This window comes from Sutterella wadsworthensis 2_1_59BFAA (genome assembly GCF_000297775.1).
GTDB classification, from domain to species: domain Bacteria; phylum Pseudomonadota; class Gammaproteobacteria; order Burkholderiales; family Burkholderiaceae_F; genus Sutterella; species Sutterella wadsworthensis_A.
Genome location: NZ_JH815517.1, coordinates 155,273 through 178,420, shown reverse-complemented (window position 1 = coordinate 178,420; position 23,148 = coordinate 155,273). Strand labels below are relative to the sequence as shown.

The window sequence follows — 23,148 nt, the reverse complement described above, 5'->3', positions numbered from 1 at the left end:
CAATCTCTTTCTTACATTTCGTACCCTCAAATCCAAGGAGATTCCTTCAATGCCTCATGTTGTCTGCGAAGCCTGCATCGGCTGCAAGCGCACCGACTGCGTCGACGTCTGCCCTGTCGACTGCTTCCGCGAAGGCCCGAACTTTCTCGTGATCGACCCCGACGAATGCATCGACTGCGCCGTGTGCATCCCCGAATGCCCGGAAGCAGCCATCTTCGCCGAAGAGGACGTCCCTGAGGATCAGCAGGAATTCATCGCGCTCAACGCCGAGCTCGCCCGCGAATGGCCCTCCATTACGCGCCGCAAGCCCTACCCTGACGACGCCGACCAGTACCACGGCGTCAAGGGCAAGCTGAAGTTCCTCAAGCGCTGACAAGCGCTGGCAATGGCGGCTCTTGCGAAGGGCCGCCATTTTTTTCATCATCTTCCACCCGGAGGCTGCCGCCATGCAGACCGTCAAGCTCACGAGCCGCCGCGAAGTCGCGCCCGCCGTTTACGAACTCCTCTTCCCCCGTCCCGAGGGCTGGACCTTCGAGGCGGGGCAGTTCGCCCGCATCGGCCTTGCCGCCGACGGCGACGAGCCCGTCTTCCGCGCCTACTCGATCGCAGGCTCACCCAAAGCCGAAGGCCTGCGCTTTCTCGTGAAATCCGTCGAAGGCGGCGCACTCTCACCCCGCCTGTGCGCCCTCAATCCGGGCGACGAAGTCCTGCTCGACGGCGAAGCCCAGGGGAACCTTCTCCCCGCCCGCATTCCGGGCGGCGACACGGTCTGGATGCTCGCGACGGGCTCCGGCCTTGCGCCCTTCATCGCCATGACGGGCGACGAAGGCACGCTTGGCGCCTGGAAAAAGCACATCCTCGTCATTGGTGCTCGCACCCGTGAGGAGGTCGACCGCCTGGCCGCCTACGCCGAGAGCGAGGCTCGGATTCCGCTCACGATCCTCACGGCCGCCTCCCGCGAAGCGGGCGAACTCACGGGGCGCATTCCCGCGCTCATCGAATCGGGTGCCCTTGAAGCGAAGGCCGGTGCCGCTTTCACGCCCGAATCCGCCCGTCTGCTCCTGTGCGGCAACCCCGACTTCATCCGCGAGACCCGCGCCCTCATGAAGGCCCGCGGCATCGTATCGCCGCGTCTGGGCAAGCCGGGCCAGCTTCTCGTGGAATCCCTTTGGTAAGCAACCATTCCCCCCGCCAGACCCATGACTACGCTTGAGGAAATCGACGACCTGCTCCCGCAGACGCAGTGCCGCCAGTGCGGCTGCGACGGGTGCCTCGCCTACGCCCGCGCCATTCTTGAGGAAGGCGCGGCCATCAACCGATGCGCGCCCGGCGGTGCGGAGGGCATCGCCCGTCTTGCCGCCGCCACAGGCCGCCCCGTCGTGCCGCTCGATCCCGAATACGGACGCGAAGTGCCCTTCGCCGTCGCACGCATCCGCGCGCGTGACTGCATCGGTTGCGCCTGGTGCATCCGCGTCTGTCCGACCGACGCCATTGCAGGCTCTCCCAAGCACCTGCACGGCATCGTGGAGGAGCGTTGCACGGGCTGCGCGCTCTGCCTGCCAGCCTGTCCCATGGACGCGATCGACATGGTCGAAAACGGAAGGACGTGGACGCTGGAGGATGCGCACAGGGCGAGAGAGCACCATCGGAATGCCGCAGCCCGCCGCGAGCGCCTCGAGGCCGAGGACCTCGCCCGACTCGACGCACTCCGAAAGCCTGCGGCTGAAAAGGCCGCCGGCGGCCCCTCCGCGCTTATCGCGGACATCATGGCTCGAGCCCGCCGTGCAAACGCCGGCGACAACAGAGGAGGACTGACATGATCAAGGCTGCAGACCGCGGCGCATTCATGGCGGCGCTCGCCGCCGCGCACCCGAATCCCGAGAGCGAACTCAACTGGACGACGCCCTTCGAGCTTCTCGTCGCCGTCGTGCTCTCCGCACAGGCGACCGACAAGGGCGTCAACATCGCGACGGCCAGACTCTTTCCTGTTGCGAACACGGCCGAGCAGATCGCCGCACTCGGCGTCGAGGGCCTCACGCCCTTCATTCAGACGATCGGCCTCTACCGCAACAAGGCCAAGAACGTCGTGAGACTCTCCGAAATCCTTCGCGACGAATACGCGGGAGAGGTGCCCGAGGACTTCGACAAGCTCGTCGCCCTGCCCGGCGTGGGCCGAAAGACGGCCAACGTTGTCCTCAACGTCGCCTTCGGACACCCGACGATCCCCGTCGACACGCACATCTTCCGCGTCTCAAACCGCACGGGACTCGCCAAGGGCAAGACACCCGACGAAATTGAAACCAAGCTCGAGAAAATCATTCCCGACGCCTACAAGCACGAGGCTCACCACTGGCTTCTTCTTCACGGCCGATACTGCTGCAAGGCCCGCTCGCCTGAATGCGAACGCTGCCCCGTCGCGCAGTGGTGCAACGCCCCCGAGAAGAAGAAGCGCCTTGCCGACTTCGGATCCCCCTCGAAGTCAGAGTGATTCCCGTTTTCCAGCGCCTATGCAGTTTGTCCTAGCGGCTTTTCCCTAGACGGCATGACATAGACGCAGAGAGGTCGAAATAACCCCTTCGGATGACGCCCGGACGATGTCCGGGCGTTTTTTGTCTGCCTAAAATCACATGAAGGCGACAGGCCCTCGGACGGCCGCCCCCGAACAGAAAACCTCGAATTCGAACATTCAGTTGAAAACAGGAAAAGCATCATGACAAAGAGCTGCACATGCCACCAAACCCCGACGCCCTCCTACAGCCAGATCGGCAAGCCCAAGGAAAGCTCGGTGATCGGCGAGATCCTCGCCCTCGCCGCCCGTCCTGAAGTGATCAGCTTCGCCGGCGGCCTTCCCTCCGCCGAAGGCTTCCCGGTCAAGGCCATCAAGGATGCGGCCGATTGGGTTCTGGAGACGTGTCCGCAGGTGGCTCTGCAGTACTCCGCCGTGGGCGGCATGCCCGCACTTCTCGAAGCCATCGCCAAAATCGAGACCGACCACGGCGTGCCCACGACGCCCGACGAAGTCATGATCGTCTCCGGCTCCCAGCAGGCCCTCGACATGATCGCCCGCGTCTTCACCGACGAGGGTGACAAGGTCCTCGTCGAAACGCCGACCTACATGGGCGCTCTCTATGCATTCGAGCTCTGCAAGCCGAAGTTCGTCAGCCTGCCGACCGACGATGAGGGCCTCAACCCCGACCTGATCGACGACCGCGTCGCGGGCGCCAAGTTTGCCTACGTGATGCCCACCTACCAGAACCCGACCGGCCGCACGATCAGCGAGGAACGCCGCCGCAAGCTCGCCGAAAAGGCCCGTCAGTACGACTTCTGGCTCATCGAGGACAATCCCTACGGCGAGCTCTACTACGCAGAGCGTCCGCCTGTCTCCCTGCGAGCCTTCGCACCCGAGCGCACGCTGCGCCTCGGCACGATGTCCAAGGTGCTCGCCCCCGGCTTCCGCCTCGGCTACATCTGCGGTCCCAAGCACGTCCTCAACGCCCTCAAGCAGATGAAGACCTCCATGGACCTGCACACGAGCACCTACACCCAGCTCATCACCGCCCGCGTGCTCGACCAGGACCTCTTCAGCGAACACCTCCCCGCCGTCCGACGCCTCTACGCCGAAAAGGCCAAGGTCATGCTCGACAGCCTCGAGGAGTTCATGCCCAAACACCCCGAAGTCAGCTGGACGAAGCCCACGGGCGGCATGTTCATCTGGCTCAACCTCCCGAAGAACGTCGACTCCGCCGACCTGATGAAGAAGGTCCTCGCGTCCGACGTGCCCGTCGGCTTCGTGCCCGGCGTGGCCTTCTACACGGACAATCCCGAGGTCAACCACTGCCGACTCTCCTTCGTGACGGTCCCGTCCGAGAAGATCGTGGCGGGCATCAAGTCCGTCGCCGAAGCGCTCAAGACCTTCCTCTGAGATTTTCCCGATCTTTCTCCCCGACACAGGCGGCGCACGCTCAAGACGTGCGCCCGCTCCGCCGCCAAGGGCCTGACAGGCATCGACCGTCAGGCCCTTTCACATACTTCACATCCGCCCTCCGGCCCGCAGGCCTCCCTGCGGGCTTTGTTTTTGTCGAGCAGAGACAGAACCGAAAGCGACCCGAAAGGCCATTTTGTCGACAATAGATACACCTTTGAAAGACCTCTTGTTCAATCGAAAAGGCCAAAACTAAGGTCTTTGGAGGAGGTGTTTTCGCATCAAGCAACAAAGGCTCGATTAGTCCGTTCTTCATTGCGAAATCCGCCGTTCAACTCATTACGATTGCACAGCGCACTTCCGGAAAAGCCCCTCGAGGTCCGCCGGAATCCCACTGGCAAGACAAAGGAAAACACCCATGACCACCATCTTCATCGACGGCGAAAGCGGCACGACGGGCCTGAGGCTCCGCGAGCGGATTGCCAACAGGGCCGACCTCAAGCTCATTTCGCTTCCCGCAGACGAGCGCCGCTCCCCCGACGCCCGTCTTGAGGCGATGAAGGCGGCAGACGTGACGGTGCTCTGCCTGCCTGACGACGCCGCACGAGAGGCGGTGAAGCTGGCAGACGAAGCCGGCACCCGCGTGCTTGACGCCTCGAGCGCTCACAGGACCGCTCCCGAGTGGTTCTACGGCATGCCGGAACTCATGAACGGCCGCGCCGCCGAAATCGCGCGCGCATCCAGAGTATCGGTGCCGGGCTGCCACGCCTCAGGCTTCATCCTGCTTGTGGCTCCGCTTGTTTCCGCAGGCATCATTGCGCCGGACGCCTTCCTTTCGGCCACATCGGTGACGGGTTATTCGGGCGGCGGCAAGAAGATGATCTCCGCCTACGAGACGGCAGGCCGCACGGCCTTCGACAGCCTGGCCATGCCGCTTCCCTACGCCCATTCGCAGACGCACAAGCACCTTCCCGAAATGACGATCGCCGCAGGTCTGGCTCGTCCGCCCGTCTTCCAGCCCATCGTGGGGAGTTTCCGCTGCGGCATGCTCGTGACGGTTCCACTCGATCTTGGACTTCTCGGCACGACAAAGGAGACCGTTCAGTCCGTCTGGGCAAAGCACTACGCGGGTTCCCCCGTCGTGCGCCCCGTCGAATTCGAGTCCCTTCTTGAGGACGGCGCCCTGCGCCTCGACGCGATGGCGGGACACGACGGCATGAAGATCGCGGTGTCGGGCGGTCCCCACCGCGTCCTTCTCACCGCGCTTTACGACAACCTCGGCAAAGGCTCCTCCGGAGCCGCGCTCGAATGCCTGAACCTCATGACGGACTCCAATCCCGCCCGAGGGCTCAGCCTTTCCTAACCCGGCTTCTTCCAGCCACTCCGTCGACACGTTCGACTCCAAACGCACCACGACAAGAAGAACACCATGACTGACAGCAACACCGCCGTGACCTTTCTCCCCGATGGCAACGTCTGCACTCCGAAGGGCTTCCGGGCCTCGGGCATTCACTGCGGCCTTCGCCGCAACAAGACGAAGAAGGACCTCGCCCTCATCGTCTCCGACGTGCCCGCCGCCGCAGCCGCCGTCTACACGCTCAACGCCGTCAAGGGCGCGCCCATCGCCGTCACCAAGGCCAACATCGCCGACGGACGCGCGCAGGCAATGCTCTGCAACTCCGGCAACGCCAACACCTGCGCCCCTAACGGCGAGGCTATCGCCCGCAAGATGTGCATGCTGCTCGCCGAAGCGTCCGGCCTCAGCGCAGACGACGTCATCATCGCCTCGACAGGCGTCATTGGCCAGCCGCTCCCGATCGAGCCGATCGCCACCGGCATGAAGCCTCTTGTCGACGCACTTTCCTACGAAGGCGGCGAAGACTGCGCAGCCGCGATCATGACGACCGACCTCGTGGCCAAGCACTGCGCGGTCACGGTCGACATCGGCGGCAAAACCGTCACCGTCGGCGGCATCGCCAAGGGCTCCGGGATGATTCACCCGAACATGGCCACGATGCTCGTCTTCATCACCACGGACGCAGCGATCTCTTCCGAGATGCTTCAGAAGGCCGTGAGCACCGACGTTCAGAACACCTTCAACATGATCAGCGTCGACGGCGACACGTCGACGAACGACATGCTGAGCGTCATGGCCAACGGCCTTGCGGGCAACGCCGAAATCACCGCGGCAGGCGCAGACTTCGACGCGTTTGCCGCCGCGCTCCACACGGTCACTTCTCACCTGAGCCGCGCCATTGCCAGAGACGGCGAAGGCGCGACCAAGCTCCTCACCTGCACGGTGACGGGCGCGACTGATGATGCGACGGCCCGCGTGCTCGCCAGGAGCGTCATCTCCTCGAGCCTCGTGAAGACCGCCATGTTCGGTTCCGACGCCAACTGGGGCCGCGTGCTCTGCGCGCTCGGCTACAGCGGGGCACCGTTCAACCCCGAGGCGGCCGACGTGTCGTTCGCCTCCTCCGCGGGCATCGTCGACGTCTGCAGCGCAGGTCGCGCGCTCGACTTCTCCGAGGAGCTTGCCAAGAAGGTGCTCCTTGAAAAGGAGGTCTCCATCATCGTGACGCTCCACGACGGCGATGCCGATGCAACTGCCTGGGGGTGCGACCTCTCCTATGAATACGTGCGCATCAACGGCGACTACCGCAGCTGAGGTCAAGACCATGAACGAACTCACCGACTTCGACATCGCAAGGCTCCTGAGCGACTCACTCAAGTACGTCAGGCTCTACCGCAGCCACACCGTCGTGGTGAAGTACGGCGGAAACGCCATGAAGAACCCCGAGTTGCAGCAGCAGGTGATGCACGACCTAGTGCTCCTCTCGATGATCGGCATCCGCATCGTACTCGTTCACGGCGGCGGTCCCTCCATCAACAAGTCGCTCGCCGCCCTTGGGATCGAATCGAAGTTCGTGCGCGGACTTCGCGTCACCGACGAGGAGACGATGCGCGTCGTGCAGCGCGTGCTCGCAGGCGAGACGAACAAGGACCTCGTCAAGCTCCTGTGCGCCGAGGGCTCGAAGGCCGTGGGACTGTGCGGACTTGACGCAGGTCTCATCACCGCACGACCCGAAGCGGAGGATCTCGGTCTCGTGGGGCACATCACGGGCGTCGACGTCTCGATTGTCGAGACGCTTCTCGAAAAGGGATGCATTCCCGTCATCGCGTCCGTAGCCGGTGACGGCGAGGGCCGAAGCTACAACGTCAATGCCGACACGGCGGCCGCAGCGATTGCCGGCGCGCTCGGCGCGCGCCGCCTCGTGCTGATGACCGACATCAATGGACTCATGCGCGACGTGAAGGATCCCGATTCGCTCATCTCCGTCCTCACGACGGAGGACATCGGTCCGCTCAAGGAACAGGGCGTCATTTCGGGCGGCATGATCCCGAAAATCGACTGCGCGCTTCACGCCATCGAATCAGGGGTTGAGCGCGTCGCCATGATCAACGGCACGCTTCCCCACAGCATCCTCGTCGAAATGCTCACCAAGGGCGGCATCGGTACCCTCGTCAAGACCGGACCCCGCACTGCTGCGTCCGCCTGAGCGGCCGCACCACGAACAGAATTCTCTGAAGGACATTCATCATGAAGGACATCAAGACCATCGACAGCCTTTACCACGCCTGCACCTACGGGCGCGCGCCCGTCGTCTTCGAGCGCGGCCGCGGAGCCCGTCTCTGGGACGACAAGGGCCGCGACTACATCGACTTCGGCAGCGGCATCGGCGTCATGAGCCTCGGCTATGCCAACCCCGAATGGGTGAAGGCCGTCTCCGAACAGGCCGCAGTTCTTCCGCACACCTCGAACCTCTTCTACAACGAGAAGACCGCCATGCTCGCGGGACGCCTTGCGCTTCGCACGCACTTCGAGCGCGTCTTTCTTTCCAACTCAGGCGCCGAGGCCAACGAGTGCCTGATCAAGACCGCCCGAAAGTGGGCTTCCGACACCAAGGGAGAAGGCGAGCATCCCTTCGTCACGCTCGTCAACAGCTTCCACGGCCGCACGCTCACGACCGTCACCGCCACGGGGCAGGACACGTTCCACAAGTTCTTCGGGCCCTTCACGCCGGGATTCCGCTACGTGCCCGCGGGCGACCTTGCCGCACTCGAAAGGCAGCTTGACGCCGAGGACTGCTCCGCCGTTCTCGTCGAGATCGTTCAGGGCGAAGGTGGCGTGCGCGCGCTCGACGCGGACTACCTGAAGGCCGTAGAGGCGCTCTGCCACGAAAAGAACGTGCTCTTCTGCGTCGACGAAGTGCAGACGGGCAACGGCCGAACGGGCACCTGGTTCGCCTACGAGCAGTTCGGCCTTTCACCCGACCTCGTCTCCACCGCCAAGGGCCTCGGCAACGGCCTTCCCATCGGCGCGACGCTCATGGGCTCGAAGACAGCCGAGGTTCTGACGCCCGGCACGCATGGCTCCACCTTCGGCGGCAACCCCGTCGCCTGTGCAGGCGCACTCAGCGTGCTTGAGCAGATCGACGACGCCTTCCTTGAGGCCGTCAAACAGAAGGGTACCTGGCTCACCGCCGAACTGGAAAAAATCCCCGGCGTGAAGGACGTCTCCGGGCTCGGTCTCATGCTCGGCTTCTCGGTCGAGGGCTGCAAGTCTGCCGACATCAAGGCAAAGGCCCTCGACAACGGTCTCGTCGTCCTCACCGCCAAGGACCGCGTGCGCCTGCTCCCGCCGCTCGCCATCACCGAGGAGGAGCTTTCTGACGGCCTGCTGAGGCTTGCAGCCGCCATTCGCGAGGTTCAGGAAGCCGCACACTAAGCCGCCTCCGACCTGTCTTGCAACACACCATCGAAAACGGGGAGTCCTGCCGCTGTGCAAGGCTCCCCGTTTTGTGAGGCGTACAGGTGAACAACAAAAAATGAGCGGCGGGTGCGCATTGCACGCATCCGCCGCTCTCTCAGACCCCCAACAGCGCCGGGCGGAGATGTACCCGTCAGGAGAGAACCAAGGAGTCCCTCCATCGCCTGCCTCTCGGACGCCCCCCGTTGTCCTTTGGTGAGAGGCCTGCGTTCGCTGTCGTTGAACGTATCTTGCCGCATTTGAGAATAATTCTCAATACCACTTAAGAGAGTTTGCGGAAAAACGCGTACTCCATTGACATGCGTCAACCTTGAAATCCATCCGTACAAATCCTTAGGCTCCCCTGTCCTGCTGTCGTTTCCATCGAATACCTTGAAGGTGTCGGGACGGACAACCGGCAGGATTCCCGGGCTGCCCGCCTGCCGCCATGCGGGCAGCCGTTCGGAGCTACTGCTGCTCGTGTCTGGCCTCCTCGGAGAGGATGAGCACGACTCGGGTGCCGCCTGCGGGCGAGACGCGCTCGACGTCGACGAAGGCGCCGATGCGGGATGCGCGCTCGGCCATGATCGAGAGGCCCACGTGCTGGCCCTTTCGCTCGGTGACGAGCGCATCATCGATGCCGACGCCGTCGTCGGTGATCGTCACCTTGAGGTCGGCGTCGTTCTCGATGCGGATGTCGACGTTTTCGGCATGAGAATGCTTGCGGACGTTGGAGAGCGCCTCCTGAATGATGAAGATCACCTGAAGCTTCTGGCGCGGCGTAAGCTGCGGGCCACGCCCCGAGACTCGAAGACGCGCGTTCATGCGGGACTGTCCCTCGAGGCGATCAATCACGGTCCGTACGCCCTCGATGAAGCCTTCCTTGTGCAAACGCTCGCGGAAGTTGAGAAGGAGTTCGCGCACGTCCTCGTAGCACTCCTGAACGCCCGTGCGAATGGCGGAAAGGGATTCGTCACGCAGCGCAACGTCGTTAGTACGGATGGCGTCCGACAGGAACTGCACCTGCAGGTTGAGGAAGGAGAGCGCCTGAGCGATCGAGTCGTGCAGGCCCTGTGCAAGGAGCTGACGTTCCTGCACCACGGCGAACTGGCGGTCGCGCTCGATGAGGCGGTTGCTCGCCACGGCGACGCCGAAGTGGGTCACGAAGTTCTCGAGCAGGCGGATGACCTGCGTCGTGAGCTGCGGGCTTTCCTTGAAGAAGAGCGTGAAGATGCCGAGGTCGCCCGGCGTCGAACGGATCTGGAAGCTGTAGGCCGTCTTGAAACCCGCGTCGGCAAAGCGTCTGGAAAACTCGTCCTCAAGCTCGGTGAGCTGGAAGCAGACGGGATAGGTCTTCGAGAGCACCGAGGGCACGATGCCCGCGTCGCCAGGCAGATCGTTGACCGCCTTGACGAGGTCGACGGAAAGTCCCTCGGCCGTGAGGAGCTGCATCGAGTCGTCACGGCCCGAGAGCAGCTGGAGCGTACACGCATCGGCCTCGGTCTGGCGCATGATTCGCGAGACGAAGCCGTCGGCAAGGTCGTCAAGGCTGCGACGCTGCGTGAAATAGGAGGTCATCTCGTAGAGCTGCGCGAGATGGCTGTTCTTTTCTTCGACGCTGGCCGTCTTCTCGGCTACCTTCTGCTCGAGATTGTCGTGAGAATCCTTGAGTCTGGCGGCCATCTCGTTGAAGCCTGCGGCGATCTCGCCGATTTCGTCCTCACTCCTCACTTCGGTGCGGGCCGTCAGGTCGCCCGAGGAAAGCCGTCCGATGGCGCCGCCGAGCTGCTCGAGGGGACGGATCACCCAGCGGAGCAGAAGCGCCATGATCGCGAAGAGACTGCCGATCGCAAGCACGATGAGGAGACCCTGCAGATAGCGGAGCTGCCACAGGAAGTGCGCGCGATATTCGTCGATGTCGTTCGTCAGCGCGGCGAGCTTCTCGACATAAAGGTTGACGTCGCCCATCATCGGTTCGCGGGCGCCGCCGCGGGCGGCCGTAAGGTGCGGAAGCACCGACTCTTTCCACTCAGAGTCGATGCTCTGAAGCGACGAACGGATGGCCTGCGTCTCAGGCACGAGAAGCGGACGCCACTGATCACCCTTCTGGAGAAGATCAAGCCCTGCGTTGACCGTACGGACTTCGTTGTCGAAGTCCCTGTTGTCATACTGCGGAAGCACATAAAGCGCGGTGCGGAAGACATGGAACCTGATGTCCCCGATGATATTCGTCGCAGCCGACGAACTCTCAAGCTTCCAGTTGAGCATCATCGTATACCCGATCGTGGTCACGATGAAGCTCACCCAGATGAGCGTGAGAAGCAGAAGCCTCGCCGAGAGGCTCTTGAAAAAGCGGAGCGGATTGAGTTTCACGACGTAGATCCTTCCTGTGTTCCGTTTGCGCGTCAGATGAGGCGCGGATTTTCGTCCTCAAGCTGGATCGTGAGGCCTCCCGCGGAGCCGGCACCCGACGAGCCTTCGCCTTCGTTTTCAGGCTTGACGGGCGTGATAGGGGCGATCGACTCGACCGTCCAGGTGACGCCGATCTGGCGGCCCTTGCGGGCGCGCTGCATGCGGAACTCCTCAAAGGACTTGCGGGTGATCTGCACCTCTCTGGGCTTGCCGCCTCGTCCCGTGCCGGAGGCGGTGAGACCGCGCTCATCGACGAGCGTCATGCCGATCATCCTTTCACCGGACTCAAGCTTCACGAGCGAAACGCCCATGCCGCCGTTGGAGAGTCTGCGGATCTCGTCGTGTGCGAAGATCACGAGACGGCCCTTCTCGGTAAGACAGGCGATCAGCGGCATCTCGGCGCAGCCCTCGGCGGGCGGCATCAGCGTGACGCCGTCGGCCATGCGCACGAAGGTGCGGCCGATGCGCTGCGAGGCCTTGAGGTCGCCGATCGTGCACTTGAGCCCGAGGCCGTCCGACGTGCCGAGCACGACATCCTCCTTCTCACGGCCAGCAAAGACACCGACGAATCGCTTCATGCCCTTGTCAAGATCGAAGAAGGACGTGACGGGCAAGCCGTCGCCCCTACCGCCGGGAATGGCAGAGACCTTGCAGGTGTAGACACGGCCCGTGTCGGTGACAAAGCTGATGTCGTCGACCGTGCGACACTCGACCGCACGCTCGAAGCCGTCGCCCACCTTGTAGCTGAGCAGCGTGCAGTCGTGCCCGTGGCCCTGACGGGTTCTCAGGAAGCCCTTCTGCGAGAGCACGACCGTAACGGGTTCGTCGACCACGTGCTGTTCGGCCTGAACGACGCTCGCCTCCTCGATGAGGGTGCGGCGGTCGTCGCCGAAGGTCTTCGCTGCCTGCTCGATCTCCCTGGCCACTGTGCGGCGCAGAACGCCGTCACTGCCGAGAATGCGTTCGAGCGAACTCTTTTCCTTGTTGAGTTCGGCGAGCTCCTTCTCGATCGCAATGGCGGCCAGACGAGCAAGCTGGCGGAGCCTGATTTCAAGAATGTCGTCCGCCTGACGATCAGTGAGACCGAACTCCTTAATCAGAGCGGGTTTCGGCTCATCGCTGTTGCGGATGATCTCGATGACGCGGTCGATGTTGAGAAGGACGAGCGCACGACCCTCAAGCACGTGAATCCTGTCGTTGACCTTGTCGAGCCTTGCCTGAGTGCGGCGGCGAACGGCCAGCAGGCGGAAGGCGATCCACTCGCGGATGATCTCGAGCAGGTTCTTCTGCTTGGGCTTGCCGTCATTGCCGAGCATGACGAGGTTGACGGAGACGTTGGACTCCATCGATGTCTGCGAAAGGAGCGCCGCCACGAACTCCTCGCGGTCGATGCGGCTGCTCTTGGGTTCGAAGACGAGGCGCACGGGCTTTTCCTCAGTCGACTCGTCTCGAACCCTGTCGAGAATGGCAAGCATGGCGCTCTTGGCCTGCTGCTGTTTCGACGAAACCGTCTTCTTGTCCTTTCTGGCCTTCGGATTCGTGATGGCTTCAATCTGGTTGAGCACGTCCTGCGAGGACGAGGCGGGCGGGAGTTCGTCGATCACGAGCTGCCACTGGCCGCGGGCAAGATCCTCGAAGTGGTAGCGCGCACGCACGGTGAGCTTGCCCCTGCCCGTACGGTATATGTCGCGAATTGTGCTTCTCGGGCTGATGATCTGGCCGCCGCACGGGAAATCCGGCGCAGGCAGAACCTCAAGCACCTCGTCAAGCGTTGCCTCGGGCTTGTCAATCAGCAGCGTGCAGGCGGCCGCGACCTCCCGCAGGTTGTGCGAGGGAATGTCGGTCGCCATGCCGACGGCAATGCCGGACGAGCCGTTGAGCAGCACGAAGGGCAGCTTCGCGGGCAGAACCACGGGCTCCTGGAAGTTGCCGTCATAGTTGGGCGTGAAGTCGATTGCCCCCGTGTCCACCTCTTCAAGAAGCAGACTTGCGATCGGCATGAGGCGCGCTTCGGTGTAACGCATGGCAGCCTGAGAGTCGCCGTCCCTGCTGCCGAAGTTGCCCTCGCCGTCGATGAGCGGATAGCGGAGCGAGAAGCTCTGCGCCATGCGCACGAGCGCATCGTAGACCGACTGGTCGCCGTGGGGATGGTACTTGCCGAGCACGTCGCCCACGACGCGCGCAGACTTGACGGCCTTCGTGCCCGCCTTGACGCCCATGCGCTCCATGTCGATCAGAATGCGGCGCTGCACGGGCTTCTGGCCGTCGGAGACGTCGGGAAGCGCACGGCTCTTGACGACCGACATCGCGTATTCAAGATAGGCCCGGCTTGCATAGCGCGCGAGCGTGAGCTGACCGTCGGATTCGACACCGCCCGTCATCACCTCGTCAACGCGTGCACCAAGAGGCGACGCGCCCTCATCTTCGGAAGCCTCTGCAGCATCCTCCTCAATGCGAGCCTCCTCCGTCACGTCCTCTTCGATCTCGCGAGCGGAGGACTCCTCAGGCGCCGTCTCCTGAACGGGTTCGTCAGCCTGCACCTCGACGCTCTCCTCAACCTCGGGAAGCAGAGGCGTCTGAACGGGTGCTTCGGCAGATGCCTTTGCCACCCTGCCGCCAGCGGATTTTTTCCTTGCCGGCGTTTCTTCCGCCTTCTTCAAATCGTCTTCATAAACGAGCATCTGGTCGCCGAAGAGACCGCCGTCGTCCTGGACCTCGGGATTGAGGCCGCCTTTCTTTCTTGCCATATCGTCTCTCTCCAGCTCAGACGTCCGCCTCGACGCGGTCGCCGTATTCTTCCATCCAGAGCTTGCGGCTGCCCGCGCTCTTCGTCGCCATCAGGAGGTTCATCACCTCACCCGTCACGGCCTCGTCGACGTCGCCCATCCCCACGGGCAGCAGCCTGCGGGTGTCGGGATGAAGCGTAGTCTCAGCGAGCTGCTGAGCCTTCATTTCGCCCAGACCCTTGAATCGGGAGATCGAGATCTTGTCTTCCTCAAATCCCTCCTTCCTGAGGGCCGTCAGGGTGCGGGAGAGCTCTCGGTCATCGAGACAGTAGAACTTGCGCTCGGGCTTGCGGCCCCTCTTCGGCACGTCGACGCGATAGAGGGGCGGCATGGCCACGTACACATGCCCGAGTTCGATAAGCTTCGGGAAGTGACGGTAAAAGAGCGTGAGAAGCAGCACCTGAATGTGACTGCCGTCCACGTCGGCATCGGACAAAATGCAGATCTTGCCGTAGCGCAGTCCCTTGAGGTCGGGGGCTCCGTCCGCAGGGTGCGGATCAACGCCGATCGCCACGGCGATGTCGTGCACGGTGTCGCTGCCGAAGATCTTGTCGGCGTCGACCTCCCACGTGTTGAGGATCTTGCCTCGCAGCGGCAGCACGGCCTGAAACTCCTTGTTGCGACCCGACTTGGCGGAGCCGCCTGCAGAGTCGCCCTCCACGATGAAGAGCTCGTTCATGGAAATGTCGTCGGACTCGCAGTCCGTGAGCTTGCCGGGGAGCACCGCAACGCTCGAGGACTTCTTCTTCTCGTACTTCGTCGACTGGCGCTGGCGCGCCTGTGCCTGAGAGACGATGAGCTCCGCGAGCTTCTTGCCTTCCTCGATGTGGTCGTTGAGCCAGAACTCGAACTGCGGACGCACGAAGCCGCTCACGAGCTTCATCGTCTCGCGACTCGTGAGCTTCTCCTTTGTCTGCCCTTGGAACTGAGGATCAAGCGCCTTCGTGGACAGCACGAAGTTGGCCCGGCTGAAGACGTCCTCGGAGAGGATCTTCACGTTCTTCGCCTGCAGGCCGTGCGCCTGCATGAAGGCGAGCATGGCCTGATACAGGCCGTCCTTGAGCCCCGCCTCATGCGTGCCGCCCTGCGGCGTCGGGATGAGGTTCACATAGCTCTCGCGCTCAAGCCCTCCCTCGGTCGTCCAGATGACGACCCAGGCCGCGCCCTCGCCCACTGCATAGCCGTCACCGGCATCCTCAACGTAACCATGCGCCTCGAAGGGAGCGACAAGCGGTTCAGCTGCAATCTCGGAGAGGAGGTATTCGCGAAGGCCGCCCTCATACTTCCAGCATTCCTCCCTACCAGTCTTCTCATTCTTGTAGACCACTTCACAGCCGGGAAGCAGCACGGCCTTAGAGCGAAGCAGGCGAATGAGCGCACCCTCGGGAATCGCGGGGCTGTCGAAGTACTTCGGATCAGGATGAGCAGTCACACGCGTGCCCGTCTGGGACTTCGGACGCGGAGAACGGCGGGACTTGAGGGGGCTGACGACATCGCCGTCGGCAAAGCCGATCGTCGACTCCTCGCCGTCGCGCCAGACGGTGACGTCGAGCGTAGTCGAAAGTGCGTTCGTCACCGAGACGCCGACGCCGTGCAGACCGCCCGCAAAGGAATACGGACCCGAGCCGTCGGACTTGGCGAACTTGCCGCCTGCGTGCAGCCTCGTGAAGACAAGCTCGACAACAGGCACCTTCTCCTCAGGATGAAGCCCCGTCGGGATGCCTCGGCCGTTGTCCTCGACCGTGATGCCCCCGTCGGCATGAAGCGTCACCGATATGCGTGATCCGAAGCCTGCAAGGACCTCGTCCGTCGCATTGTCAACTACTTCCTGAATGATGTGGAGAGGATTGTCCGTAAGCGTGTACATCCCCGGGCGCTGCTTGACGGGTTCAAGCCCCTTGAGCACCTTGATTGAGGAGACGCCGTAGTCCTCCGCTCTGCCGTTTGTCTTCGCCATGATTACTGATTCACCCGACCGATTTTCAACACATCCAACAAAGAGGCGGATCCGTTCTGCATCCGCCTCAAAACTGTGCAAGGATTGTAACCCATGTTTTCAAAACGTCCCTCCCCCACACTTCTCTGAGTCATCAAGGAAAAGAGTCACACCGGCTTCCCGATCCGCCAAACATAAAACAAACACGACGGAGAGGAAACGGGACGGGGACTTCCATATCATCAGCTGCCGAAGGAAACCCAGACAAACGACTTCAGCAGTATCATTAACGCTCATAAGATCAATCATCTGAGCGCAAAGGCAGTCCTCGACCGACTGTTGCGCTCCACCAAAATACTTCTTGAAATGACCTCCGCCGTTGACTTAGCCTTGGTACACAAATATCTGACACGAACTCTTGGAGATTTCGACAGATTCATGACAGAACACCAGATCGAGTACGTCATTGCCTATGGAACACTGCTTGGAGCCGTACGGCATCAAGGATTCATCCCTTGGGATGACGACCTTGACGTTTTGATGACCAGAGAGAATTACGAAAAGCTGTTGTCCGTTGAAACTCAGCTTCCCTCCTATTTTTGCCTGCAAAGAAAGGAAAATGACCCTGCTTATCCGTTGGATTTCCCCAAGCTTCGTGACAATCGCGTTCATACCCTGGAAGGAAACGACAACGACCTCGGTATTTCAAATGGCGGGTTCATCGACATCTTCATTCTCGATGGTTTTAATGCACAAGAAAACATTTTACGAAATCACATCGATGAAATACGACAAGTTCGTGAACTTCATGACTATAGACAAACCTTACCAAAATACTCTTTCAAGCGTCGCCTCTTGAAAATAAAGCTTTCCAGTCTCATAAACAAAAAAAATAAAACAGAAAAAATTCTTCAAGAGCAGTTCATATCAATAACTGACAAAACGAAAATCGTTGTATGTAAGTTATTTCTTTCAGAAGGAACTTGGAGATTTGAAGACATATTTCCTGTGAAAAGAGTCTACAACTTTGGAGGACTAATTCTCCCTGGACCAAATAATTTCGATAACGTTCTAAAGGGGTGTGGATATGGAAATTACATGGAATATCCTCCTGCCGACAAGAGGCACACTCACCTTATTGAGTTCTCAGTTCTGGATTCAATGGATTAATGCTTTACCAGTAACCCAAACTCCCGGCGTCACCTCTGTACAACCGTTCATCGCTGCCCCCTTGAAGACCACTCATCCCCTGTAAGGCAAGGCGTAAAAAGTTACTTTAAGGGGTTGCTTTTTTTGGCGCAAACATCTATATAATATTGTACGTATGTTTACCGGGAGCTGATATGAACTGGGAACCAATCAGATCCTGAAAACCGTGGAATCTACACTCAGTCAGATTCGTCGAAGAAGAGCTCGAGGAACATCTGGTCTCTGGCCGTCGTCTCCGTAGACCAACGGTACTGATCCACCCTGTTCCTCACCTCGACTCTTTCCACGCAGTCGAACCAATCGAGCAACTGCTTGAGCGTCATCGATCGAATCCAGGCGGTCAGTTTTTCGTACTGCTTCCGCACAGTCTTCCCGAGCGACTCATCGTTGGCTCGCCGCTCGGCTTCCTGAGCCGTGCGCTCCATCATGCTCTGCAGCACGAAACGGTAGCCGAGTGTGACGTGTCGGCAGATTTCTTGCCCGCGTACGCTGGTCATCGTCCAGACTCGGGGCTTTCGCCCGTCAAGGTCGGACTTGACGACGCGATACGAGGTTTCAATGTCGTTGCGGCGACGGTAGCGACGAAGCGCGTCCCACGGGCTCGCATGAAGATTTGAAAGGATGACGAAAATCCCAAAGTCCTTCTGTGCGGCCAGAATGGCCTCTTCGTTGGGGATGACCTTGATGCCTCCGCCTCGAACACGCTTCCACGAGAAGTACCGGTGCGCGAACTTAAGCTCGGCATCGTCCATTTCATTTTCCTTGCCGGTTGCAAGACTCATTTCGTAGCTTTTGAGCTTCGTGTGGAAGGCTGAAGCTTCCATGACAGCTCGGGCATTGTTGCGAAAATAGTGAAAGTACAGTCGGAAGGATTTTGACTCCGTATCCCCGGCGGCTACGCCATTGCGCGTGCGCTGCCGCTTCCATTCAAACGGCGTCATTTCAGACACCGATACGGCACTGATCTTCTCGTCGAACGGCACTGAGAAGCGTACCGCGAGAAGTGGTCTCTCAGTTTGGTCCCATCATCGGCGGCGCTGTCCAAGTGCTTGTAGATCCAGGCGTGCTTGAGCGTGGCAAGGATCGTGAACTTGAAATTCTTGCGCAGGAAGCGCAGCACGTTCTCCTTGCTGAAGAACCCGTTGTCGAGGCAGAACTCCGGATTCTTCAAGCCGTATGCCTTGGCCCGAGGCACGGCATTGACGAGAGAAATCACGTCGGGGATGTTGCCGGGCTGAAGCTCGAAAGAAACGGGCAGACCGGAATCAAGCGAGTAGAAGGTGATGATCTTGTAGATGTCCAAGCCGTCGCCGTCTTTGTTGAAGCCTTGCCGCGCGTACGGTTTCAGGCCGTTGCCGTAGACGGAATGCGAGGTTGAATCGAATGCGATGGCCGGCTGTTCGTCGTTGCCTGCCGTACGGGCCAGTTCCCGGAAGAGAGACTGTGAACCGGATTCATCCAGACCGAGCTCGTGGAAAAGGTCGTAGCAAATGTCCTCGGACAGGCCGGCTTCGTAGGGGAGATCATGTTCGCATTGCCAGGCCTCCACGTTGTGAACAGTTTCACCCGTAACGACCAAGTACTGAGAGACAGAGAGCAGCTTCTCGGAGGTTCCACCGTTGGGATACGCCCTGCGGACCGAACTTTCGAGTCCGGCCACTGCCCCGGCATGACGAATCAAGTCCAGAGCCTCTACACGGGTTCGTCTGGCAGAAAGCTCGGCAGTCTGAGCCGCTTCGGCTGGCTTCTTCTTGGGGCGGCAACGGGTTGTCACCGTTTCGCCTTCCAGGATTTTTTCACCCATCCGACGGCTCGACAGAAGGACGTTGTAGCCCTTTGCCGGATCGTATTGATAGCGACGTTCCTCGATGTATTTGACGCCGGTCTTTTGGTTCGTTACTGCCACACGGCGAACTTTGACCGGGAACTCCTTCCGAGCTGCCATTTGATCTCCTTTAATGGGTGTATATAATTATATCATACACACCCACCACGGCGCAAGAAAAAAGTCCCGATTAAACAGGGCTTTTAAGAGAAGTGTCTACTTCGTTTCTGGGCTTTGAGTGATCTTTTGACGACTTGCAGGGTACTGACCAGAGCTTGGACGAACTTCTTGACAAATACCGGTTGCGCAACGAGGTGGAGGTCAATTTCCGACTGATGTTGGGAGACCTGCATCGGACGACGCGCGTGCAATCGTCTCAAAGGAAGCTCTTCAAAAGCCCTCTTTAATTTTGCGCTCCGAGAGCTTTTGTCTATTACACAGGCTAAATTTCTGTGCAAACGATTGTTCAGGGTACTTTTGAAGAGCTTCCCAAAGTCTCGACGGCATGCTTCTGGTGACCTTCGTTGCCTTGAGCTTGCTGGCAAACCTTCGCACGATGCTCAAAAGGAAATTACCCGCCCATGAAAACATCCGTGCAGTCGACTGCGACATCATGGACTTCAACGAGGAATACACCCTCAGCGACTACTACACCATTTCGGAAATGCTTACGGAACTCAAGAGTGTTGTTGCCATCAGAAGCCATCGCACACAGCAGACCCGGCTGATCAACCTAACCTCTAAGCAGAAGGGACTCCTGAAGGAGTTGGGGTGCGAAGGACTCTTCGACAATGCCGACGAACTGTGGGAGCTGATGTCTGCAGAGCATTTGGCAAGCTACATTGCTGCCGTGAAGGCGCAAGATGAACTCAACGCGCAGGCGGCTCAAACAACGGCGTCAGCCGACAAGGCGTGATACCTTTCAAAAAAATCCCGCTTCTTTCGTCAATTTCTACAAAAAAGGGACATCGAGTCTCTCAAAGCATGTCTGACGGGGTGCATATTTACCAAAGAACCACTGAACACCAACGGAATCTCTCGGATATGTATTGTAGATACTATTGGAAGTATTGATTCACATAATTCGTTCCTGAGGTACGAATTATGTTTGCAATATAAAGATTAATTTGTTGAGAATTTTATTAAAAATAAAAAGGCGACAACCATCCTTTGTTTTCAGAGGAATTAATGTTTTACGGAACTTTTGATTTTTTTGACGGTGTGTTTGGGTACACTGTTCCGTTTTCATGGAAATTGACGTCTTTGTACAGAGGATAGAAGCGGGATTTTGGGCAGTAAAAGTGAGGTGGCCGAAGCTATCGTCCCCACAACAATAAGAAAGCAGAATACAAAAGCAAGTCCGCTTATTGCGCCATCGTTTAGGACAAAGCCAAGAAGCAACGCCCACGCAGAATAAGTTATATTCAAGGCCATCCCCTTTGAAGCCCCTAAAATGGAAATGGCCTTGTAATAAAAGAGATACGACATCGTTCCCACAAGAGCACAACCTGAGATCAAATACAAAATACTCCCAAATGGCTTTACGGCACCGACATCCGCCACGCCCCACAGGAGAACACCGTACGCTGCAGCGGAAACTGCATTTCTTATCTGGAGAGCTACGTGATTGTCCACGGTCTCGTGTCTCATTGCGTAGCTTCCCAAAACCGCGAGAGCGTCAGAAATTTTGTGTCCATGGGATAATCGGAGCCCGCCAATCGGGTGCATCCAATGAACACGAATACCAAACGCAATTCTCGTAAGAAGTCCACCAACCCCCTCGATAACCATATCGACCAGTACGTTTCCGAGCTTCGAGCATCGGGCCGCCCGCTGGGCCCCGAAGCCTTCTCCGAGGCCGTCCGTACCTTCTCCCAACGCTTCGTCGAAGCCATGCTGCAGGGAGAAATGGATGCCCATCTCACAGGCTGTCAGCCCACTGAAACGCCTCCTGAAGAGGTCGCCGCTGACGAGCTTCCCCAGCTTTCCAACAAGCGCAACGGCTTTAGCCACAAGACCCTGAAGACCGAGTTTGGTCCTCTGCCGCTGAGCGTTCCGCGCGACCGACAGAACACTTTCGACCCGATCATCGTGCCCAAGCACAGCCGCTCGTTCGGCAAGATGGACGAGCAGATCATCGCCATGTACGCCAGGGGCATGAGCACCCGTGACATCCAGGCCTTCATCGACAACCTCTACGGGGTGGACATCAGCCCCGACTACGTCAGCAAGGTTACTGACAGAGTGCTTGAGGACGTCCGGGAGTGGCAGAATCGCCCGCTCGCAAGTGTGTATCCCGTCGCTTTCTTCGACGCCCTTCGAGTCAAAATCCGCAGCGGCGCAGCCGTAAAGAACATGGCTGTTCATCTCGGGATTGGTGTTCGCACGGACGGTACGCGTGAGGTTCTGGGCATGTGGATCGCCGAGAACGAGGGCGCAAGCTTCTGGGCGAGCGTGTTCAACGGGCTCAAGGCCCGAGGCGTGGAGGACATCCTCATCGCCGTTACGGACGGCCTGAAGGGCATGACGGAGGCTCTTGAAACCGTGTATCCGCAGACCCTCCACCAGACCTGCATCGTCCACCTTATCCGCGCATCCACCTCATTCGTCTCTCAGAAGGACAGGGCGGCCGTATGCAAGGAGCTGAAGCCCATCTACCAGGCAGTGGATGCCGACGCTGCAGAACGCGCTCTGGAGCGTTTTGGAAGCACGGACATGGGCAAGAAGTATCCAGCCATCATCCAGATCTGGGAACGCGCCTGGGCGCAAGTGATCCCGTTCTTCCAGTTCCCGCCAGAGATCCGTACACTGATCTATACGACCAATGCGATTGAAGGGCTAAACCGCGCTGTCAGGAAGGTGATCAAGACGCGCACTCTATTCCCTAGTGAGGACGCAGCCCGGAAGCTGATCTACCTGGCTATCATGAATTTCACGACCTCCTGGAAGCGTGCTACAGCCAGGTGGTCTGCTGCCATGCCTCAGTTCGCTCTGCTGTTTGGCGAGCGCTTTACAGGTGCCATGGAGTAAGACAAGGGGTATGATTAGACTACCCGCGCTATCGCATCAGGTCTGGCATACTGCATCACAAAAAACAAAGGGCAGCCTCGTTGGGCTGCCCCTGGAATAACCTCCCCAGACACAGAAATCCTGACACTCCCCAGACCTGACTTCAAGGAAACAATGGAATGAATATCCTCTCGCTGGCAACCCAGACAAGCCGTTATCCTGTCAAGAATTTCAGATTGCTGTTCCTTTAGAAAAACAGGATCAAAGCTTTTTGCATCATCAATGCTGTCAAATTCAAGAAGACAGCCCTCGGAAAAGCACTTCATTTCCATATCAAGAGAATCCAGATGCTCGACAAAGAAATCCTCCCAAAGCTTACTCCTCGATGAAGGAACAAAGTACTCTGACGAAATAATATCAAGAAGTTTTCTGGAAAAATCAGTATCGAAATATGCCGCCCCCACCATGTAGAAGCTCCCGCGACCACCTATCTGAACCTCAGAAATTCTCCCCGTATCATCCGACCTCATGCACCATTCGGAAGTTTCTCCTTCTGACCATTGCGCAGAATAAAATGCCTTCCACTCATAAGACCTAAAGGGATTTACTGTAAAGTAATTGTCGACAGAACAGACATACGTATTTGAAATTCGTTCCTTCACAGCCATAAGGCTTGAATGATTGTTTCTCGTCGAATATTCCGAATTTTCCACAATCTCAACACCGAACTTTTCGGCAAGATAATAAAAATCTTCTTTTCTATAACCAACAACCACGATGATTTCTAAAATCCCCGCCTCCTGCAACTGGCGGATCTGTCTTTCGACAAGTACCTCCCCCTTGATCTTGACCAGTCCTTTGGGACATTCATATGACAAGGGGGCAAATCTTGACGAGAACCCTGCAGCCATGATGACGGCGTTTCTCACCTTGTAAGGCTTCAGAGCCTCCAACCCTGCGGCCGTGACAGTCCTCCCTTCCGCCCACCCTTTGCACACGCAGACCTCATAGGCGTCACTTGCAGGCCTTTGATTTTCTTCTCCAGACAAAAGCAAGGCCATCAGACAATCAAAAAGATCTCTTGTCATTTTATTTTGCTCGTTTGACACCGCGCATCTTCTCCTAAATATCACATCTGAATTATCAGGAAACAATCACTGCTCAACCACGGAGTTTACCATTATTTCCTCCGCAGACTCTTGAAGCAGCCCGGGGAATGTATGTCTCCCACCCAACGGC

General features: G+C 59.1%; 17 protein-coding genes and 1 pseudogene. 12 read left to right on the top strand and 6 right to left on the bottom strand.

Features of this window, described 5'->3' with window-relative positions; translation table 11 throughout:
- Positions 1-49: 49 nt before the first annotated feature.
- The 9 genes from fdxA to HMPREF9465_RS08030 all read left to right on the top strand — a co-directional run bounded on the left by fdxA (position 50) and on the right by HMPREF9465_RS08030 (position 8,711).
- Complete coding sequence (gene fdxA, locus HMPREF9465_RS08070) at positions 50-373, top strand: ferredoxin FdxA (protein WP_005435847.1); 324 nt, start codon at positions 50-52, stop codon at positions 371-373.
- Between the two features lie 73 nt (positions 374-446).
- Entirely contained in the window at positions 447-1,175 is a 729-nt protein-coding gene (locus HMPREF9465_RS08065; RefSeq protein WP_005435846.1) for a ferredoxin--NADP reductase, read from the top strand.
- A 24-nt stretch (positions 1,176-1,199) separates the two neighbouring features.
- Entirely contained in the window at positions 1,200-1,820 is a 621-nt protein-coding gene (locus HMPREF9465_RS08060; RefSeq protein ID WP_005435845.1) for an RnfABCDGE type electron transport complex subunit B, read from the top strand.
- Positions 1,820-2,488 carry an endonuclease III gene (gene nth / locus HMPREF9465_RS08055; RefSeq protein ID WP_051009055.1) on the top strand — a complete coding sequence of 223 codons (669 nt, stop codon included), beginning with the start codon at positions 1,820-1,822 and terminating at the stop codon, positions 2,486-2,488. The genes HMPREF9465_RS08060 and nth overlap by 1 nt, the downstream gene beginning before the upstream one ends.
- Before the next feature lie 222 nt (positions 2,489-2,710).
- A complete protein-coding gene (locus HMPREF9465_RS08050) occupies positions 2,711-3,922 on the top strand; it encodes a PLP-dependent aminotransferase family protein (protein WP_005435843.1) in 1,212 nt (403 codons plus the stop codon).
- A 418-nt stretch (positions 3,923-4,340) separates the two neighbouring features.
- The gene (gene argC, locus HMPREF9465_RS08045; protein WP_005435842.1) at positions 4,341-5,285 is read left to right on the top strand and encodes an N-acetyl-gamma-glutamyl-phosphate reductase; all 945 of its coding nucleotides are present in this window, start codon (positions 4,341-4,343) and stop codon (positions 5,283-5,285) included.
- Between the two features lie 66 nt (positions 5,286-5,351).
- A complete protein-coding gene (gene argJ / locus HMPREF9465_RS08040; RefSeq protein ID WP_005435841.1) occupies positions 5,352-6,590 on the top strand; it encodes a bifunctional glutamate N-acetyltransferase/amino-acid acetyltransferase ArgJ in 1,239 nt (412 codons plus the stop codon).
- A 10-nt stretch (positions 6,591-6,600) separates the two neighbouring features.
- A complete protein-coding gene (gene argB / locus HMPREF9465_RS08035) occupies positions 6,601-7,482 on the top strand; it encodes an acetylglutamate kinase (RefSeq protein ID WP_005435840.1) in 882 nt (293 codons plus the stop codon).
- Positions 7,483-7,523: 41 nt separating this feature from the next.
- Positions 7,524-8,711, top strand: a complete 1,188-nt coding sequence (locus tag HMPREF9465_RS08030) for an acetylornithine/succinylornithine family transaminase (protein WP_005435839.1) — start codon at positions 7,524-7,526, stop codon at positions 8,709-8,711.
- Between the two features lie 489 nt (positions 8,712-9,200).
- Here the strand turns inward: HMPREF9465_RS08030 and HMPREF9465_RS08025 are convergent, their stop codons facing one another.
- Genes HMPREF9465_RS08025 through HMPREF9465_RS08015 form a run of 3 tightly spaced genes read right to left on the bottom strand, consistent with a single transcriptional unit; the run spans position 9,201 to position 15,887 of the window.
- Positions 9,201-11,105, bottom strand: a complete 1,905-nt coding sequence (locus tag HMPREF9465_RS08025; protein ID WP_005435838.1) for a HAMP domain-containing protein — start codon at positions 11,103-11,105, stop codon at positions 9,201-9,203.
- A gap of 32 nt (positions 11,106-11,137) precedes the next feature.
- Positions 11,138-13,891, bottom strand: a complete 2,754-nt coding sequence (parC, locus tag HMPREF9465_RS08020) for a DNA topoisomerase IV subunit A (RefSeq protein ID WP_005435837.1) — start codon at positions 13,889-13,891, stop codon at positions 11,138-11,140.
- Positions 13,892-13,907: 16 nt separating this feature from the next.
- Positions 13,908-15,887: a DNA topoisomerase IV subunit B gene (locus tag HMPREF9465_RS08015; protein WP_005435836.1), complete on the bottom strand. Its 1,980-nt coding sequence runs from the start codon at positions 15,885-15,887 to the stop codon at positions 13,908-13,910.
- A 417-nt stretch (positions 15,888-16,304) separates the two neighbouring features.
- On the opposite strand from HMPREF9465_RS08015, the gene HMPREF9465_RS08005 reads away from it, so the two are divergent.
- Entirely contained in the window at positions 16,305-17,036 is a 732-nt protein-coding gene (locus HMPREF9465_RS08005; RefSeq protein ID WP_005435835.1) for a LicD family protein, read from the top strand.
- A gap of 218 nt (positions 17,037-17,254) precedes the next feature.
- Here the strand turns inward: HMPREF9465_RS08005 and HMPREF9465_RS14055 are convergent.
- A pseudogene (locus HMPREF9465_RS14055) lies at positions 17,255-19,020 on the bottom strand (IS1634 family transposase).
- Between the two features lie 385 nt (positions 19,021-19,405).
- Here HMPREF9465_RS14055 and HMPREF9465_RS07990 point away from each other — a divergent pair.
- Positions 19,406-19,816 carry a hypothetical protein gene (locus tag HMPREF9465_RS07990; RefSeq protein WP_005435834.1) on the top strand — a complete coding sequence of 137 codons (411 nt, stop codon included), beginning with the start codon at positions 19,406-19,408 and terminating at the stop codon, positions 19,814-19,816.
- A gap of 329 nt (positions 19,817-20,145) precedes the next feature.
- Here the strand turns inward: HMPREF9465_RS07990 and HMPREF9465_RS13270 are convergent, their stop codons facing one another.
- Positions 20,146-20,535, bottom strand: coding sequence for a hypothetical protein (locus tag HMPREF9465_RS13270; protein ID WP_147645282.1), 390 nt, complete (start codon positions 20,533-20,535; stop codon positions 20,146-20,148).
- A 96-nt stretch (positions 20,536-20,631) separates the two neighbouring features.
- On the opposite strand from HMPREF9465_RS13270, the gene HMPREF9465_RS07985 reads away from it, so the two are divergent.
- Positions 20,632-21,930 carry an IS256 family transposase gene (locus tag HMPREF9465_RS07985; protein ID WP_005433166.1) on the top strand — a complete coding sequence of 433 codons (1,299 nt, stop codon included), beginning with the start codon at positions 20,632-20,634 and terminating at the stop codon, positions 21,928-21,930.
- A 14-nt stretch (positions 21,931-21,944) separates the two neighbouring features.
- On the opposite strand, the gene HMPREF9465_RS07980 is transcribed toward HMPREF9465_RS07985, so the two are convergent.
- Positions 21,945-22,997 carry an NTP transferase domain-containing protein gene (locus HMPREF9465_RS07980; RefSeq protein WP_081579466.1) on the bottom strand — a complete coding sequence of 351 codons (1,053 nt, stop codon included), beginning with the start codon at positions 22,995-22,997 and terminating at the stop codon, positions 21,945-21,947.
- Positions 22,998-23,148 lie beyond the last annotated feature (151 nt).